12 protein-coding genes are annotated in these 17,796 nt (G+C 69.3%); 6 read left to right on the plus strand and 6 right to left on the minus strand.

The window, feature by feature from the left end:
- Positions 1-57 precede the first annotated feature (57 nt).
- Both glgB and NOCYR_RS05835 read right to left on the minus strand, forming a co-directional pair.
- A complete protein-coding gene (gene glgB, locus NOCYR_RS05830) occupies positions 58-2,199 on the minus strand; it encodes a 1,4-alpha-glucan branching protein GlgB (protein ID WP_048833940.1) in 2,142 nt (713 codons plus the stop codon).
- 34 nt (positions 2,200-2,233) lie between these two features.
- The gene (locus NOCYR_RS05835; RefSeq protein ID WP_014349428.1) at positions 2,234-4,234 is read right to left on the minus strand and encodes an alpha-1,4-glucan--maltose-1-phosphate maltosyltransferase; all 2,001 of its coding nucleotides are present in this window, start codon (positions 4,232-4,234) and stop codon (positions 2,234-2,236) included.
- A 102-nt stretch (positions 4,235-4,336) separates the two neighbouring features.
- Between NOCYR_RS05835 and glgP the strand changes: the two genes are divergently transcribed.
- From glgP to NOCYR_RS05860, 5 genes are all read left to right on the plus strand, one after another.
- Positions 4,337-6,904, plus strand: a complete 2,568-nt coding sequence (glgP, locus tag NOCYR_RS05840; RefSeq protein WP_014349429.1) for an alpha-glucan family phosphorylase — start codon at positions 4,337-4,339, stop codon at positions 6,902-6,904.
- A gap of 133 nt (positions 6,905-7,037) precedes the next feature.
- Positions 7,038-8,399, plus strand: coding sequence for an NCS2 family permease (locus tag NOCYR_RS05845; RefSeq protein ID WP_014349430.1), 1,362 nt, complete (start codon positions 7,038-7,040; stop codon positions 8,397-8,399).
- 110 nt (positions 8,400-8,509) lie between these two features.
- Complete coding sequence (locus NOCYR_RS05850) at positions 8,510-9,052, plus strand: DoxX family protein (RefSeq protein WP_014349431.1); 543 nt, start codon at positions 8,510-8,512, stop codon at positions 9,050-9,052.
- Positions 9,053-9,256: 204 nt separating this feature from the next.
- A complete protein-coding gene (locus NOCYR_RS05855; protein WP_148280815.1) occupies positions 9,257-10,954 on the plus strand; it encodes a serine/threonine-protein kinase in 1,698 nt (565 codons plus the stop codon).
- Between the two features lie 71 nt (positions 10,955-11,025).
- Positions 11,026-11,424, plus strand: a complete 399-nt coding sequence (locus NOCYR_RS05860; RefSeq protein WP_218582947.1) for a RidA family protein — start codon at positions 11,026-11,028, stop codon at positions 11,422-11,424.
- 35 nt (positions 11,425-11,459) lie between these two features.
- Here NOCYR_RS05860 and NOCYR_RS05865 read toward each other — a convergent pair whose 3' ends face one another.
- Positions 11,460-12,314 carry a helix-turn-helix transcriptional regulator gene (locus NOCYR_RS05865; protein ID WP_014349434.1) on the minus strand — a complete coding sequence of 285 codons (855 nt, stop codon included), beginning with the start codon at positions 12,312-12,314 and terminating at the stop codon, positions 11,460-11,462.
- 138 nt (positions 12,315-12,452) lie between these two features.
- Here NOCYR_RS05865 and NOCYR_RS05870 point away from each other — a divergent pair, with 138 nt between their 5' ends.
- Complete coding sequence (locus NOCYR_RS05870) at positions 12,453-13,232, plus strand: NAD(P)H-dependent oxidoreductase (protein ID WP_014349435.1); 780 nt, start codon at positions 12,453-12,455, stop codon at positions 13,230-13,232.
- A gap of 320 nt (positions 13,233-13,552) precedes the next feature.
- Here NOCYR_RS05870 and NOCYR_RS05875 read toward each other — a convergent pair whose 3' ends face one another.
- From NOCYR_RS05875 to NOCYR_RS05885, 3 genes are all read right to left on the minus strand, one after another.
- Complete coding sequence (locus tag NOCYR_RS05875; RefSeq protein ID WP_014349436.1) at positions 13,553-15,601, minus strand: ATP-dependent DNA helicase; 2,049 nt, start codon at positions 15,599-15,601, stop codon at positions 13,553-13,555.
- Between the two features lie 198 nt (positions 15,602-15,799).
- Complete coding sequence (locus NOCYR_RS05880; protein ID WP_014349437.1) at positions 15,800-16,372, minus strand: isochorismatase family protein; 573 nt, start codon at positions 16,370-16,372, stop codon at positions 15,800-15,802.
- 66 nt (positions 16,373-16,438) lie between these two features.
- Positions 16,439-17,749: a nicotinate phosphoribosyltransferase gene (locus NOCYR_RS05885; RefSeq protein ID WP_014349438.1), complete on the minus strand. Its 1,311-nt coding sequence runs from the start codon at positions 17,747-17,749 to the stop codon at positions 16,439-16,441.
- Positions 17,750-17,796: the final 47 nt, after the last annotated feature.

The following is a 17,796-nucleotide window of genomic DNA, read 5'->3' on the forward strand; positions in this document are numbered from 1 at the left end:
CGAACGCCCGCACTCCTGGTGGAGTGCGGGCGTTTTTTGTTTCGGTGCCGTCGTCGGCTACGAGGAATCCGCCGCCAGCCACACCGCACTCGACGGCGCCAACGCCAGTACCGCCGACGCCGGTCGCCCGTGCCACGGCTGCTCATCCGCCACGACCGCGCCGAGGTTCCCCATCCCGGACCCGCCGTATTCGACGGCGTCGGTATTGAGGATCTCGGTCCAGCGGCCGGCGGTGGGCAGGCCGATGCGGTACTTGTCGTACGCCGAGCCGGAGAAGTTGTAGACGCAGGCGATGACGGAGCCGTCGCTGCCGTAGCGCAGGAAAGCCAGCACATTGTGCTCGCGGTCGTCGGCTTCGATCCAGGAATGCCCGCCTGGGGTGGTGTCCTGCGACCAGAGCGCCGGACGGGCCCGGTAGACGGCGTTGAGGTCGCGCACGACCCGCTGCACGCCCTGGTGCAGCGGGTTGTCCAGCTCATGCCAGTCCAGCCCGCGATCGTGTGACCATTCCCGGAACTGACCGAACTCCTGGCCCATGAACAGCAGTTGTTTACCGGGGTGGGCCCACATGTAGGCCAGCAGGGCGCGCACGCCTGCGGCTTTGGCGTAATCGTCGCCGGGCATCCGCGTCCACAGCGTGCCCTTGCCGTGCACCACTTCGTCGTGGCTGATCGGCAGCACGTAGTTCTCGCTCCAGGCGTACATCAGCGAGAAGGTGATCTCGTTGTGGTGCCAGGACCGGTGGATCGGGTCGCGCCCCAGGTAGCCCAGGGTGTCGTGCATCCAGCCCATATTCCATTTCATGGAGAACCCGAGCCCGCCGACCTCGGTGGCGCGGGTGACGCCGGGCCAGGTGGTGGATTCCTCGGCGATGGTGAGCACGCCCGGGTGTTCGCTGTGGATGCGGTCGTTGAGTTCGGTGAGGAAGTCGACGGCCTCGAGGTTTTCCCGGCCGCCGTGCACATTGGGTTCCCATTCGCCGTCGGGGCGGGAGTAGTCGAGGTAGAGCATGGAGGCGACGGCGTCGACCCGCAGGCCGTCGATGTGGAATTCCTCGATCCAGTAGCGGGCGTTGGCGATGAGGAAGTTGCGGACCTCGTTGCGGCCGAAGTCGAAGACGTAGGTGCCCCAGTCGGGTTGTTCGCCGCGGCGCGGGTCGGGGTGTTCGTAGAGCGGGGTGCCGTCGAAGCGGGCCAGTGCCCATTCGTCGCGCGGGAAATGCGCGGGCACCCAGTCGAGCAGCACGCCGATGCCCTGGCCGTGCAGATGGTCGACGAAGGCGCGGAAGTCGTCGGGTGTGCCGAAGCGCGAGGTGGGCGCGTAGTACGAGGTGACCTGATAGCCCCAGGATCCGCCGAAGGGATGTTCGGCGACGGGCAGCAGTTCGATATGGGTGAAGCCGGCCGCCCGCACGTATTCGGCCAGCTGCCGGGCGAGTTCGCGGTAGCCGAGACCGGGCCGCCAGGAGCCGAGGTGCACTTCGTAGACGCTCAGCGGTGCCCGGGCCGGTTCGGTGGTGGTGCGGTCGGCGAGCCAGGCGTCGTCGGTCCACACGTGCTGCGATTCGGTGATCACCGACGCCGTCGCGGGTGGGACCTCGGTGGCGAAGGCGAATGGGTCGGCGTGGTCGACGATGCGTCCGTCCGCGCCGTGCACCCGGTATTTGTATCGGGTCCCGGGCCCGACGCCGGGCACGAACACCTCCCAGACACCGGAGCTGCCCAGCGACCGCAGGGGTGTGCCGGCCCCGCTCCAGCCGTCGAAATCGCCCATCACGCTGACGCCGCGCGCGTTGGGCGCCCACACCGCGAACGAGGTGCCGTGGACCTCACCGTCGAGGGTGGTGTAGCGGCGTGGATGCGCGCCGAGCACCTCCCACAGCCGCTGGTGGTTGCCTTCGCCGATCAGGTGCAGGTCGAGTTCGCCGAGGGTCGGCAGGAACCGGTAGCCGTCGGCCCCGATGACGGTCTGCCCGCCCGGATAGGTGGTGACGATCCGGTAGTCCATCAGCTCCGGATACGGCAGCACACCGGCGAACACGCCGTGGCCGAGCGAATCGAGCCGGTGCTCCTCGTCGCCGACGCGCGCGGTCACGGTGTCGGCGTGCGGGCGCAGGACCCGGACGACGGTGCCGTCCGGGTGCGGGTGGGCACCGAGGACGGTGTGCGGGTCGGGGTGGGTGCCCGCCGCGAGCAGCATCAGGTCGCGGCGCTTCACCGCCGGGCCCCGCTCATCAGAAGCTCCTGCGGTAGGCCAGTTCGGTGCGCGCAGCCTGCGGGATCGGCGGTAGCGCGAGGATGTGCGCGACGGCCCTGGTGGGGTCCAGCCGCACGTAGTTGGTCTGCGCCCAGTGGTATTCCTCGCCGCTGACCTCGTCGTAGACCACCGGGTGGTCGTGCCATTCGCGGCCGATGGCGGGCAGGTCCAGCGAGAGCATGCCCTGTTCGGCGGCGAACGGGTTGAGGTTCACCACAACGAGGACGGCGTCGCCGGTGGCCGGATCGAATTTCGAGTACGCGAGCAGGGCGTCGTTGTCGACGTGGTGGAAGTGCAGGCAGCGCAGCTGACGCAGCGCGGGATGGGCGCGGCGGATCTCGTTGAGCCTGGTCAGCCAGGGTTCCAGTGATTCGCCGCGGGCCAGCGCCTCGGCGAAGGGGCGCGGGCGCAGCTCGTACTTCTCCGAATCCAGGTACTCCTCGCTACCCGGGCGCACCGCCTGGTGCTCGAACAGTTCGAAACCGGAGTACACGCCCCAGGTGGGGGCGAGGGTGGCGGCGAGGGCGGCGCGGATGGCGAACATGCCCGGCCCGCCGTGTTGCAGGCTCTCGTGCAGGATGTCGGGGGTGTTGACGAAGAGGTTGGGGCGGGCCTCGTCGGCCTTGGCGGCTAATTCCAGGCCGAATTCGGTGAGCTCCCATTTGTTCACCCGCCAGGTGAAATAGGTGTAGGACTGGCTGAATCCGCGGCGCGCCAGCCCGTACAGCCGGGCCGGCCGGGTGAACGCCTCGGACAGGAACACCACATCGGGGTCGGTGCGCCGGACCGTGGTGATCAGCCACTCCCAGAAGTCGGCCGGTTTGGTGTGCGGGTTGTCGACGCGGAAGATCTTCACGCCCAACCCGATCCAATGCCGCACCACGCGCAGCACTTCGGCGTAGAGGCCGTCGGGGTCGTTGTCGAAGTCGACCGGGTAGATGTCCTGGTATTTCTTCGGCGGATTCTCCGCGTAGGCGATGGTGCCGTCGGGCAGCGTGGTGAACCACTCCGGGTGCTCGCGGACCCACGGGTGGTCCGGGGCGCATTGCAGCGCCAGGTCGAGCGCCACTTCGAGGCCGAGCCGTTCGGCGGCGGCGACGAACTCGGCGAAATCGTCCTCGGTGCCCAGCTCCGGATGGATGCTGTCGTGCCCGCCCGCCGCCGAACCGATGGCCCACGGCGAGCCGACATCGCCGGGCTCGGCGGTCAGCGAGTTGTTGCGGCCCTTGCGGTTGACCTCGCCGATGGGGTGGATCGGCGGCAGGTAGACCACGTCGAAACCCATGCCGGCGATGCGCGGCAGGTCCTTGGCGGCGGTGGCGAAGCTGCCGTGCACGGGCTTGCCGTCGGCGTCGCGGCCGCCGGTGGAGCGGGGGAAGAATTCGTACCATGCGCCGTAGAGCGCGCGCTGCCGCTCGACCAGCACGGTGTGCTGCGGGCCGCGGGTCACCAGGTCGCGCAACGGCGTCACGCGCAGGATCTCGGCGACCTCGTCGGTGAACGCGGGCGCCACCCGGGCCGGTAGCTGGTCATCGCTGCGCAGTGCGGCGGCGACCGCGCGCAACCGCTCGAACTGCTTCTTCGGCACCGCCTGGGCGGCCCGATCGAAGAGGCGGGCGCCCGTTTCCAGATCGTTGGCCAGGTCGGCAGCGCTCTGGCCGACCGCCAGTTTCGCCTCCACCGCGGCGCGCCAGGTGGCGATCGGATCGCGCCAGCCCTCGATGCGGAAGGTCCAGGTGCCCGGGGCGTTCGGGGTGAAAGTGGCGTTGAAGACGTCGGGTTCGTAGTCCGGCGTCATCCGGATGCGGGTGGTGCGGGAGGAGCCGGGTCCGCGCACCGCGAGCGTGGCGGCGACGGCCGCGTGTCCTTCACTCCACACCACCGCGCGCACCGGGAACACCTCGCCGACGACGGCCTTGGCGGGCCGGCCTCCGGGGATGAACGGGGCAGTGTCATCGATAGCGATGCGGCCGGTCACGTTCCCAACCGTACCGGTCGGCGGCGCGATCGACGTGATGAGCGCCCATGCGCCGATCCGGCCGGTCTACCCGGGCTGACATTGTTGGGTAGGGTTCGGCTGGTGAAGGCACTGCGTCGGTTCACAGTCCGCGCCCATCTGCCCGAGCGTCTGTCGGCGCTGGGTGAATTGTCGACGAATCTGCGCTGGTCATGGCATGGTCCGACGCAGGATCTGTTCGCCGAGCTCGACCCGGCGCGCTGGCTCGAGGTCGGCCACGACCCGGTGCGGATGCTGGGCGAGGTACCCGCCGAACGGCTCGACGAGCTGGCCGCCGATCCCGGCTACACCGCCCGGGTGGATGCCGCGGCCGCGGATCTGCGCGAGTACCTGCAGACCCCGGGCTGGTTCCAGCGGCGCGGGACCGAGGTGCGCGGGGTGGCGTATTTCTCGATGGAGTTCGGCGTCACCGAGGTCTTGCCGAACTACTCCGGCGGCCTCGGCATCCTCGCGGGCGATCACCTCAAGGCCGCCTCCGATCTGGGTCTGCCGCTCATCGGGGTAGGGCTGCTGTATCGCTCGGGATACTTCCGGCAGTCGCTGACCGCCGACGGCTGGCAGGCCGAGCACTACCCGGCGCTGGATCCGCAGGGTCTGCCGCTGCGACTGCTGACCGTCGACGGCTCGCCGGTGCTGATCCACGTGGGCATGCCCGATCGCCGGGTGTTGCGGGCCCGGGTGTGGATCGCACAGGTCGGGCGGGTGCCGCTGCTGCTGCTGGATTCCGATATCGCCGACAACGATCCGGAGCTGCGCGCGGTCACCGACCGGCTCTACGGCGGCGATCAGGACCATCGCATCAAACAGGAGATCCTGGCCGGCATCGGTGGTGTGCGCGCGGTGCGTGCGTTCACCCGCGCCGAGGGACTGCCCGATCCGGACGTGTTCCATATGAACGAGGGCCACGCCGGTTTCCTCGGGCTCGAGCGGATCCGCGAATACGTCGCGGCCGGATTGGATTTCGACGCGGCGCTGGCGGCGGTGCGGGCCGGCACCGTGTTCACCACCCATACGCCGGTGCCCGCGGGTATCGACCGGTTCCCGATGCCGATGGTGCGCAGGTATTTCGGTGGCCCGCACGGGGAAGCCGAATCGGCGTTGCTGCCCGGGTTGTCGGTGGATCGCATCGTCGGGTTGGGGCGTGAGTCGGATCCGTCGGTGTTCAACATGGCGCATATGGGTCTGCGGCTGGCGCAGCGCGCGAACGGGGTGTCGCAGCTGCACGGCGAGGTCAGCCGGGAGATGTTCGCCGCGCTGTGGCCCGGATTCGATGCCGCGGAGGTGCCGATCGGCTCGATCACCAATGGCGTGCACGCGCCCACCTGGGCGGCGCGCGAGTGGATCGACAAGGCCCGCGAGCGGATCGGTGCCGAGCTGGTGGAGGAGGCGCGCGGCTGGGAGAAGCTGTGTGACGTCGACGCCGCCGAACTCTGGTCGACCCGCAATACCCTGCGCGCCACCCTGGTCGACGAGGTGCGCCGCCGGCTGCGGGTGTCGTGGTTGCAGCGCGGGGCGGCCGAGGCCGAATTGGGCTGGATCGACGGCGTATTCGATCCCGAGGTACTGACCGTCGGATTCGCCCGCCGCGTGCCCACCTACAAGCGGCTGACGCTGATGCTGCGCGACCCCGACCGCCTGCGTTCGCTGCTGCTCGATCCGGACCGGCCGGTGCAGCTGGTCGTCGCCGGAAAGAGCCACCCCGCCGACGACGGCGGCAAGGCGCTCATCCAGCAGGTGGTGCGGTTCGCCGACGATCCCGAGGTGCGCCACCGCATCGTCTTCCTGCCCGACTACGACATGTCGATGGCCCGATACCTGTACTGGGGCTGCGATGTGTGGTTGAACAATCCGCTGCGCCCGCTCGAGGCCTGCGGTACCTCCGGGATGAAGTCGGCGCTCAACGGCGGGCTCAACCTGTCCATCCGGGACGGCTGGTGGGACGAGATGTACGACGGGGAGAACGGCTGGGTCATCCCCACCGCCGACGGCATCCGCGACGAGCACCGCCGCGACGACCTCGAGGCCGCCGCCCTCTACGAATTGTTCGAACGCTCGGTGGCCCCGCGCTTCTACGACCGCGACGAGACCGGGATGCCGGTGCGCTGGGTGGAGATGGTGCGCCACACCCTCCAGACCCTGGGCCCGAAGGTGCTGGCCTCGCGGATGGTGCGCGATTACGCGCTGGAGTACTACGCGCCCGCCGCGGCCGCCGGCCGTCGCGCGGTCGCCGATGATTTCGCCGGTGCCCGCGCCGTGGCCGAATACCGGCGGCGAGTGGAGTCGGCGTGGCCGTCGGTGCGGGTGGTGCAGGTCGACAGCGCGGGCCTGCCGGACACGCCGATCATCGGCGCGCCGCTGTCGTTGACGGCGCGGATCGATCTCGGTGGGCTGGCCCCGGAGGACGTCACGGTGCAGGCGGTGCTCGGGCGGGTCTCGCCGGCCGACGACCTGTCCGATGTCACCACCATGCCGATGAAGCACACCGGTTCCGACTCCGGTCTCGAGCTGTTCGAGATCGAAACGCCGGTGTCGCTGTCGGGGGCGGTGGGCTACACGGTGCGGGTGCTGCCACACAGCGAGCTGCTGGCCTCTGATGCCGAGTTGGGGTTGGTCGCCGCACCCAGCGCGTGAGGCTCGGCGGCTCGGTCCGGCGGACTCCGGGTCGCGCATATCACTGTTTCAGGTGCCTGACCAGGCTTGTTGGTCCAGTATCGGATAACGTCTCGGAGCACCCCGCTCATTCGTTCCCGACTGGAGTACCTCCATGGCCATCGACGTGCTGACCCGAACCCGGGGTCATATCGATAACTATTTCGGTGTCAGCTCGAACGGCTCGACCGTCAAACGGGAGCTGATGGCGGGCACCGTCACGTTCCTGGCCATGTCGTATGTGCTGGCGGTGAACCCGTCGGTGCTCGGCGACCACGGCGTCCTCGGTGAGCTGGGCATTCCCACCCAGGCGGTATTCACCGCGACGGCGGTGGCGGCGGTGTTCGGCACGCTGGTGATGGGGTTGTGGGCCAAGTATCCGGTCGCGCTGGCGCCGGGCATGGGCCTCAACGCGTTCTTCGCCTATTCGGTGGTGCTCGGGATGGGGATTCCGTGGCAGGTGGCGTTGTCGGGGACGTTCCTGTCGGGTGTCATCTTCTTCATTCTCGCGGTGACCAAGATTCGCGAACGCATCCTGAACGCGATTCCGATGCAGATGAAGCTCGCGGTCGGGGCGGGTATCGGCATGTTCGTGGCGTTCCTCGGGTTGAAGAACGCAGGCATCGTGGTCGCCAACGAGGCCACCTTCGTCGCGCTCGGTGATTTCACCAAGGGCACCACCCTGCTCGCGCTGTTCGGTCTGGTGGTCACGGTGGTGTTCGTGGTGCTCGGCTGGCACGGCGCGGTGCTCTACGGCATCGTGCTGACCACCATCGTCGGCATGATCAGCGGGCTGGTGGATCTGCCCGATGGCATCGCCGCGCTGCCGCGCGGGCTGGACGAGACCTTCGGCCAGGCGATCATCCATCTGCCCGATGCCTTCACCGGTCAGATGATCGTCGTGGTGCTGACCATGCTGTTCGTCGATTTCTTCGATGCCTCCGGCACTCTCATCGGCGTCGCGAACCAGGCCGGGCTGCTGGACAAGGACGGCAAGCTGCCGCGCGCGGCCAGTGCGCTGGCCGCCGATTCGGTGGGCACCACGGCCGGCGCGATCATCGGCACCTCCACCACCACGGCCTATGTGGAGTCGACCGCGGGCGTGTCCGCGGGTGGGCGCACCGGGCTGACGGCGGTGGCGACGGCGGGCTGGTTCGCGGTGGCGATGTTCTGTTTCCCGGTGTTCGAGGTGGTCGCGAAGTCCGGTGCGGTCTCGTCGGCGGCGCTGATCGTCGTCGGGGTGCTGATGGCGCGTTCGCTCGGTGAGATCGATTGGCAGCGGCTCGAGTTCGCGGTGCCCGCGTTCATCACGATCATCATGATGCCGCTGACCTATTCGATCGCGAACGGCCTGGCCATGGGCATGCTGTTCTATCCGGTGGTGATGGTCGCCAAGGGCAAGATCAAAGAGGTCCACCCGGCCATGTGGGCGCTGATGGTGATTTTCCTCGGATACTTCTTCTTCCTCGCGGAATAGGTTCTCCGGTCGCGTGGTTGGTGTGTCCAGTGAAACAATCGGACCGTAGTCCGCTTGCTTTGCGAAGCTAACGGGTTCGATCAGACCGCACGATGATGAGGACACCACCTATGACCACCAACTCGACGCTCGAGCGTCTGAACGTCACCACTCGCTACGACAACGTCTCTTCCGATATCGGTCTGCTGGTGCTGCGGGTCGTCTTCGGCGGCCTGCTCGCCGCCCACGGCGCCCAGAAGCTGTTCGGCTGGTTCGACGGCCCCGGCCTGTCGGCCAACAACGCGAACTTCGAGGCCATGGGCTACAACCCGGGTGATCTGTTCGGCACCCTGGCCGGGCTGAGCGAATTCTTCGGCGGTCTGCTGTTGCTGCTGGGCCTGTTCACCCCGCTGGCCGCGGCGGTCGTGCTCGGCACCATGATCAACGTCATCCACGTGATGTGGGGCGGCGGCATGTTGGACGCGGCCGCCGGCTACGAGATGGGCCTGCTGTTCGCGACCGTCGCGGTGGCCGTGGCCTTCACCGGACCGGGCCGGTTCTCGCTCGATCACGGGCGCGCCTGGTACCGCGCCGGTTTCGCGTGGGGCGTCGGTGCGGTGGCGCTGGCCGTCGCGACCGGTGTGCTGACGCTGATCCTCAAGGGTCTGCTGTAACCGAGGTTTTCGATGCGGCGCGGTGAGGCGATCACCGCGCCGCATCGGCGTTTGCGGGGAGGGCGCGAGCAGGCGGGCGGGCCGCGAGGTGGCCCGACCGATAGGATCGGCGTGCTCGACAGATCGGACTAGGAGGGGCCGCACGTGCAACCGGGTTCGGTCTTCGCCGGATATCAGATCGAACGCCGGCTCGGCCGCGGCGGGATGGGATCGGTCTACCTCGCCAAACATCCGCGCCTGCCCCGGCGCACCGCGCTCAAGCTGCTGAATCCGGACCTGTTCGACGACAAGGAAACCCGGGCTCGATTCGAGCGCGAAGCCGATCTCGCCGCCCAGCTCGACCATCCGAACATCGTCACCGTCTACGACCGCGGCGTCGAGGACGCGCAGCTGTGGATCTCGATGCAGTACATCGACGGCGTCGATGCCGCGTCGCTGGACCCGAATACGCTGCCGGTGCTGCGCGCGGTGCAGATCATCGCCGATACCGCGCAGGCCCTGGATTTCGCGCACAGCATGGGGGTGCTGCACCGGGACGTGAAACCGGCCAACATCCTGCTCTCCAGCGCGCACACCGGGCCCGAACGGGTCTACCTCACAGACTTCGGCATCGCCCGGCTCCGTGACGACGGCGGTCACCTCACCCAGACCGGTTCGTTCACCGCCACCATCGCCTACGCCTCGCCCGAACAGCTCACCGGCGCCCCGCTCGATCACCGCACCGATCAGTATTCGCTGGCGTGCAGCCTGTTCTGGATGCTGACGGGCACCGCGCCGTTCTCCTCGCCGCATCCGGTGGCCGTCATCCAGGGTCATCTGCAGCATCCGCCGCCGGCATTGAGCAGCGTCCGGCATGGTTTGCCAGTGGCGCTCGATGCGGTGATGGCGCGGGCGCTGGCCAAGCGGCCGGGGGAAAGATTCGGTAGCTGTGCCGAATTCGCGGACGCGGTGCGGGCGGCGCTGGGTGGTGGGGTGCACCCTTCGGCGTCCGGGCGGGCGGCCGGTGGGTATTCGTCGGGGGCGCACGCGTATCCGTCGGGTTCGCCTGCGTATCCGTCAGGGCCCCACGCGTATCCGTCGGGACCGCTCGCACATTCGTCGGGATCGCTCGCGCACCCGTCGGCTCCGCATCGGGCGGCGTCGGGGCCGCATGTGCGGGCGGCCGGAGCGATGCAGGCGCCGATGGCGACCGGGCACGGGCAGCCGATCGTGGCGCAACCGTCAGCGCGGCCTGTCGGGGCGGGCGGGCGGCCGGGTGGACCGCCCGGTTCGCCGAGGTCACAGCCGTTGTCGCAGCCAGCAGGTGCCGCGACGAATGCGGTACCGCAGGGGCGGTCGGTCGCGGCGCGCTCACGCAAGGGTTTGCTGATCGGGTTGTCGGTGGCGGCGGTGGTCGTCGCGCTGGTTGCTGCCGTTGTCGTCGCGAACCTCCCCGGGGATAAGGGCCCCACCGCGATCGAGGCGATCAGCGAGGAGTTCCCGAACCTGGTGCCCGGCACCGATCTCGGCATCGGGTTCAACGGCCACACCTGCATGTCCCAGGACCCTTCCCAGGGGCGAGAGCTGTGGAAAGGGCAGAACGCCGACGGACCCGATTTCGGCGAATGGGCCGGTGCCTGGCACTGCTACGACGGCCGCACCGACTACTACCTGCTGAAATATGGGTCAGGACAAGACGTTCGGCAGGTGCTCGACGCGATGCGGCCGATGGACATCACCAGCGACGTCAACGGCTCGGTGATCTACGAGAACTATCACCTCGCGGGCAAAGACCCCAAGGAACACGCCATGGTGACCGGCTTCCCGATCGCCGACCGCGAGGAATACCTGCTCTACACCGCCGGGAAATTCAAGACCCCGGAGGAGTTCATGGACTGGTGGAAGGCACTGCCGCTGGCCTGATCGGGCCCGGTGTCACACTCGCCGGCGCTGCGTCGTCATCTCCACGTCGACCGACATTGACCAAGGAGACGATGGTGAGCATCGAGATCAGCAACCCCGACGGCCTGCACGACCCGACCGGATTCGGCTACAGCCATGTCGCGCGAGTGCGCGGCGAACTGGTTTTCATTGCCGGCCAATACGATTCCGACGCCGACGGCCACACCACCAGCGAGGATTTCGGCGATCAGGTCGACCGCGCGTTCGCCAACCTCGGCATCGCCCTGCGTTCGGTGGGCCTGGACTACGCCGACGTCGCCCAATTGCGCACCCACATCGTCGACCACGACCTGCCCAAACTGGCGGTGCTCGGGGAGAAGATCGCCGAAATCTGGGGCAAGCAGCCACCCACCCAGACGCTAACCGGCGTCGCAGCCCTCGCTCTGCCGGGCATGCTCTTCGAGGTAGATGCGGTCGCAGTGCGCGAATAGTGGATCGCCGCGCGAGAGTCACATCAGCGAGGACGCTACTCGGGCGATGCCTCGGTGATGTGACTCTCGGCGACGGCGTCGGCGGCGGGGGCGCCGAGGCCCGCGAGTAGACGCAGCCCGTCTTCGGTCGGGCTGTTCGGTTCGGCGGACAGCACCAGCAGTTCCATGCCCGATTCGTCGGGGAGCGCGAAGTTCTCCTGGTGCAGTTCGAGCAGGCCGACCAGCGGGTGGTGGTAGGCCTTGCGGCCGTGGGTGCGGGCGCGGACGTCGGCGCGGGCCCAGAGTTTGCGGAAACGTTCGCTGCCCATGGCGAGTTCGCCGATGAGCGAGGCCAGGCGCGGGTCGTCGGGGTATTTGCCTGCGGCCAGGCGCAGGTGACCGACGGCGTCGAGGGTGCAGGTCTCCCAGTCCGCGTACAGGCCGCGGTGCTCCTCTTCCAGGAAGATGTGCCGGGCGGTGTTCAGGCCCGCCAGCGGTCGTCCGTAGAGCAATTCCGCGAGGCGGTTGCCCGCGAGCACGTCGAGGCGATGGTCCATGATCAGCGCGGGCGCGTCGGCGACCAGGTCGAGCACCCGCAACAGCTCCGGTCGCAGCCGGGCCGCGGGCACCTTCGCGCGGCGGCGGCGCTGGCGTGCGAGCCGGTAGAGATGTTCGCGTTCGGTCTCGTCCAGGCCGAGGACGCGGGCGAGCGCGTCGAGGATCTGCTCGGAGGGCTGGGTGGCGCGGCCCTGTTCGAGGCGCACGTAGTAGTCGACGCTGACCCCGGACAGATGCGCGACCTCTTCGCGCCGCAACCCGACGACGCGGCGGCGGCGATCGGTGGGGATGCCGACGTCCGCCGGGTCGACCCGGGAACGCCGGGTCCGCAAGAAGCCGGCCAGATCATCCATGGCCCCAGTATGGCCGCGGCCGCGCTCGCGAAGGTGGTCCTGCCGATACCAGGAAGTCCCGTCCGACGGACGCGCTGCCCCTGAATGCCGAGCGTCGAGGCGCCCAGGATCGAACCCATCCGATCCGAAGGAGTTCTCATGAAGACGCTGATCGTCCACGCCCACCCAGAGCCGGCATCGCTCAACAGCGCGCTCAAGGACCTCGCGGTGACCACGCTGGAAACGGCCGGGCACGAAGTGCGGGTGAGCGATCTGTACGCGATGAACTGGAAACCGGCCGTCGATGCCGCCGACTACGGCTCCGCCGCCTCGACCCCGCTGCGAGTCGCCCGCGATTCCGGCCGGGCCTTCGAAACCGGCGCCCTCACCCCCGACGTGCGCGCCGAACAGGACAAACTGCTGTGGGCCGACACGATCATCTTCCAATTCCCGCTGTGGTGGTACTCGATGCCCGCGATCCTCAAAGGCTGGGTCGACCGGGTGTTCACCTACCGCTTCGCCTACGGCGTCGGCGAGCACAGCGACACCAAATACGGCGAACGCTACGGCGAAGGCACCCTCGCCGGCCGCCGAGCGCTGCTGTCGGTCACCATCGGCGGCCCGGAATCCTCCTATGGCCCACGCGGAATCAACGGGCCGATCGACGACCTGCTGTTTCCGATCCAGCACGGCATCCTCTACTACCCGGGCATCCAGGTCCTGCCGCCCTTCGTGGTCTACGGCGCCAATCGCCTGACCAGCGATGCCTACGCCGACGCCGCCAAGGCATGGGAGCAGCGCCTGCTCACCTTGGAATCAACCGACCCGATTCCCTTCCGCCCCCAGAACTTCGGCGACTACGAACTGCCGTCGCTGCAACTGAAGCCCGGACTGGAACCAGCTGGTCGCACCGGGTTCGGCCTGCACGTGCGGGGCTGACCCCGGCAGGCGCAGCCGACCCTGCGGGTGTCGGGCGGGCGTGTGGCTGATCCGTTGAACGCGTGGAGGCTCCGGCACGTGTGCGGCTGATCCCGCGGAGGTGCAGCTGATCGGGCGAGTATGCGGCTGACCCGGTGGGTGTGCGTGTGATCCGGCGCGTGCGGCTGATCGGGCACCGGGCGCAGCCGATCGGGTGGGTGTTCGGCCGGATCGGTGGGGTGCCATCCGGTGGGTGCGCAGCTGTCCGGTGGGCGCGCGGCTCTCCGGCCTGCTGGTCCTTGCGCGGCGGTGCACCAAGTCGCCGGCACCGAGCGGCGGCCTCAGACCTTGGCGGCCGCTGTGAGCCGTTGCAACGCCTTGGTGACGACCTCGGGATCGCTGGTCTCCCAGTACGGCGGCAGCGACGCGCGCAGGTAGCCGCCGTAGCGGGCGGTGGCGAGGCGGGGGTCGAGGATGGCGACCACGCCGCGGTCGTCGACGCTGCGCAGCAGGCGGCCGGTGCCCTGGGCCAGTAGGAGGGCGGCGTGGCTGGCGGCGACGGACATGAAGCCGTTGCCGCCGCGCGATTCGACCGCGCGCTGCCGTGCGGTGAGCAGCGGGTCGTCGGGGCGGGGGAACGGAATGCGGTCCAGGATCACCAGACTCAGCGAGGGGCCTGGCACGTCGACGCCCTGCCACAGCGACAGGGTGCCGAACAGCGAGGTCTCGGGGTCGTCGGCGAACTTGCGGACCAGCGCGCCGGTGGAATCCTCGCCCTGGCACAGCACAGGCGTGTCCAGGCGGTTGCGCAAGACCTCGGTGGCGGCCTTGGCGGCACGCATCGACGAGAACAGGCCGAGGGTGCGCCCACCGGCCGCGGTGATCAGCCGTTCGATCTCGTCGAGGTAGGCGGGGGACAGGCCGTCGCGGCCGGGTGCGGGCAGATGTTTGGCGACGTAGAGGATGCCGGATTTCGCATGGTCGAACGGGGAACCGACATCGAGGGAGCTCCAGCGCACCGTCTCGGTATCCGACGGCGCTTCGGCGCCGTTGGCGGTGGCGGTATCGGTGCGTCCCGACGACTGCGCGGGCAGCCCCCAGGTGATCGCGAGGCCATCGAACGAACCGCCGATCTGCAGCGTCGCCGAGGTCAGCACCACCGTGGACGCGCCGAACAGCCGGCTGCGCAGCAGCCCGCCCACCGACAGCGGCGCCATCCGCAGGGTGCGGCGGGTGACGCCGCGCAGTTCGTCGGCGGCCAGCCAGACCACATCGCGGCGGGCCGCCGGATCGGGTTCGTCGAAGGTGCTGAGCGCGCGCACCGCGGCGTCGTGTACCTCCTCGACGGCGGCGACGGCGCGGGTGCGGGCGGCGGCGGTATCGGCATCGCCCTGCGGGGTGCTGCTGCCCTGCGGGGCGAGCGCGGTATGCGCGTTCCACGCGGCGTCGCGGACCAGCGCGAGCACGGGCGCGATCCCGTCGGGCAGCGCGTCCCAGCGCGCCGCGGGCAGATCGTCGAGGGCGGCGTGCAGCGCGTCGCCCGCGGCTTCGAGCCGGTCCACCTCTTGTTCATCGATGAGCTTGGCGCAGCGCCGGGCGGCGGCGGTGATCGCGAGGGCCGACAGTTCGGCGGTGGCGACGCCGGTGACCCGGTCGACCAGTTCGTGCGCCTCGTCGACGACGACCACATCGTGTTCGGGCAGCACCTGGATGCCGCTGATCGCGTCGATGGCGAGCAGGGCGTGATTGGTGACGACGATATCGGCCTGCGCGGATTCGGCCCTGGCCTTTTCGGCGAAGCAATCCTGGCCGAACGGGCAGCGCGTCTTGCCCAGGCATTCCCGCGACGACACGCTGACCTGCCGCCACGCCCGGTCGGACACGCCGGGGGCGAGTTCGTCGCGGTCGCCGGTCTCGGTGTCGGAGGCCCATTCGTTGAGCCGCTGCACCTCCCGGCCCAGCCGCGACACCGCGAACGCGTCGAACAGTTCGGCCTCGGCCGGCTCGTCCGGGATCGCGCTGTTGATCTTGTTCAGGCACAGATAGTTGTTGCGGCCCTTGAGGATCGCGAACTGCGGGGTGCGGCCGAGGGGCTTGGTGAGCGCGTCGGCGAGGCGGGGCAGATCGCGATCGACCAGCTGACGTTGCAGCGCGATCGTCGCCGTGGACACCACCACCGTGCGCCCGGTGCGCACCGCGTGCCGCAGGCTCGGCACCAGGTAGGCCAGCGATTTCCCGGTGCCCGTGCCGGCCTGCACCGCCAGGTGTTCCTTGGTGTCGATGGCGTGATCGACCGCGGCGGCCATGGCCACCTGACCGGGCCGTTCCTTGCCGCCGAGCGCGGTGACGGCAGCGGACAACAGGGCCGGGACGGGCGGAAGTTCGGGCACCCCGGCAGCCTACTGCGCGGCACCGACAAGCCGTGCCCGGTCGGCGCGCGCACGCCCGGTTTGGCGATTACCCGCCGATAACGCGGCCGATGCCGATCCGGCGGTCGGCGCTGCGACGTACATGCGCTCGGCTGCGCGGCCGCCCGGCCGGCCGAGTACCGGTGTCACACTGCATCGTGCGATGCGGCTCGAGCTGGATCAGCCGTCCAGCGCGCCCTCGAGCTCCACGCCCGCCGCGCGCAGCTGCGCGAGCGCCTTCTCGGTGGTCTCCGGCGCGACCGCCGCGGTGAGCCCGAGCAGCACACGGGTGTCGAATCCCGACGCCGCAGCGTCCATGGCCGTGGCCCGCACGCAGTGGTCGGTGGCGATCCCGACGACGTCCACCGTGTCGATATCGCGCGCTTTCAGCCAGTCGGCCAGCGCCGTGCCGTCCTCGGCAGCGCCCTCGAATCCCGAGTACGCGGCCGCATAGGCGCCCTTGGAGAACACTTCCTGCACCGGCGTGGTGTCGAAGTTCGGATGGAACTCCGCGCCCGCCGTGCCGACCCGGCAGTGCGGCGGCCAGCTGTCCACGAAATCGGGCTGCTCGGAGAAGTGCGCGCCGGGATCGATGTGGAAATCGCGGGTCGCCACCACCGCCGCGTACTCGTCGGCGTGGTCGCGCGCGTGCGCGCTGATCCGCTCGGCCACTCGTGCTCCGCCAGCGACGGCCAGCGAACCGCCCTCGCAGAAGTCGTTCTGCACGTCCACGATCACCAGTGCTCGACCCATATAACAATTCTGCCCTCGCGTGGATCGGCAGGCACCTCCACGGCCCGTGCGCCCTTGATGTGCCGGTCAGGCGAGGAAGGTAGTCGGGATGGCCGGGTCACCCGCGGACAGTTTGAGACCTTCCCACGGCAGCGAGACCAGCCCCTGGGCGACGAGGTCGCGGCTTTCGGTCAGGCTCGGCTGGTCGAGGACCTTGCCCTGACGGACCAGCGGCACCAGCAACTCGCGCATCTCGAACCCGTTCGCCGACGGACGCTCGCCCGCCGCCGGGTAGACGATCTCCTCGACGATCGTGCCGGTGCGCCGCGCCAGCCGCACCGCCCGCTTGGTGCCACCGCGCGACTCCTTGTGACTGCTGCGTTTGGCCACCGGCACGCCGTCGACCTCGACCAGCTTGTAGACCATCCCGGCGGTTGGCGCGCCGGAGCCGGTGACCAATGATGTGCCGACGCCGTAGACGTCGACCGGCTCGGCGCGCAGGGCGGCGATCGCGTACTCGTCGAGATCACCGGAGACGACGATGCGGGTCTTGGTGGCGCCGAGTTCGTCGAGTTGATCGCGCACCTGCCGGGCCAGCACGCCCAGGTCGCCCGAGTCGATGCGCACCCCGCCGAGTTCCGGTCCGGCGATCTCGATGGCGGTGGCCACGCCCTTGGTGATGTCGAAGGTGTCGACGAGCAGGGTGGTGCCGATGCCGAGCGCGTCGATCTGGCTGCGGAACGCGGCGGCCTCGTGCGCGCCGTCGGCGCCGCTGTGCAGCAGGGTGAACGCGTGCGCGCTGGTACCGGCGCCGGGGACGCCGAAGCGGCGCACCGCTTCCAGGTTCGAGGTGGCGTCGAATCCGGCCAGGTAGGCGGCGCGGGCGCTGGCGGGTGCGGCCAGCTCATGGGTGCGCCGCGACCCCATCTCGATCATCCGCCGCCGCGCCGCCGCACTCACCATGCGCGCGGCCGCCGAGGCGATGGCGCTGTCGTGATTGAGGATCGACAGCGCGAGGGTTTCCAGCAGCACGCATTCGGCGAAGCTGCCGCGCACCGACAGGATCGGCGAGCCGGGAAAATACAGTTCGCCTTCGGCGTAGCCGTCGATATCGCCGGTGAAGCGGAAATCGCGCAGCCATTCGACGGTCTCGCGGTCCAGGAATCCGGAGACGATCTCGAGCTCGGGTTCACCGAAACGGAACTCGCCCAGCGCCTCGAGCAGCCGCCCCGTCCCCGCGACGACGCCGTAGCGGCGCCCGTGCGGCAATCGCCGGGCGAACAATTCGAAGGTGCATTGCCGGTGCGCGGAACCGTCGGCCAGCGCGGCGGCGAGCATGGTCAGTTCGTACTGATCGGTCAGCAGGGCGGTGCTGGTGACCTCATCGCGGCGATCCACGCTGCCACTGTAATGGCAATACCGCCGCGACCTGGGCGAACCGAATC

The organism is Nocardia cyriacigeorgica GUH-2, assembly GCF_000284035.1.
Classification (GTDB): Bacteria; Actinomycetota; Actinomycetes; order Mycobacteriales; family Mycobacteriaceae; genus Nocardia; species Nocardia cyriacigeorgica_B.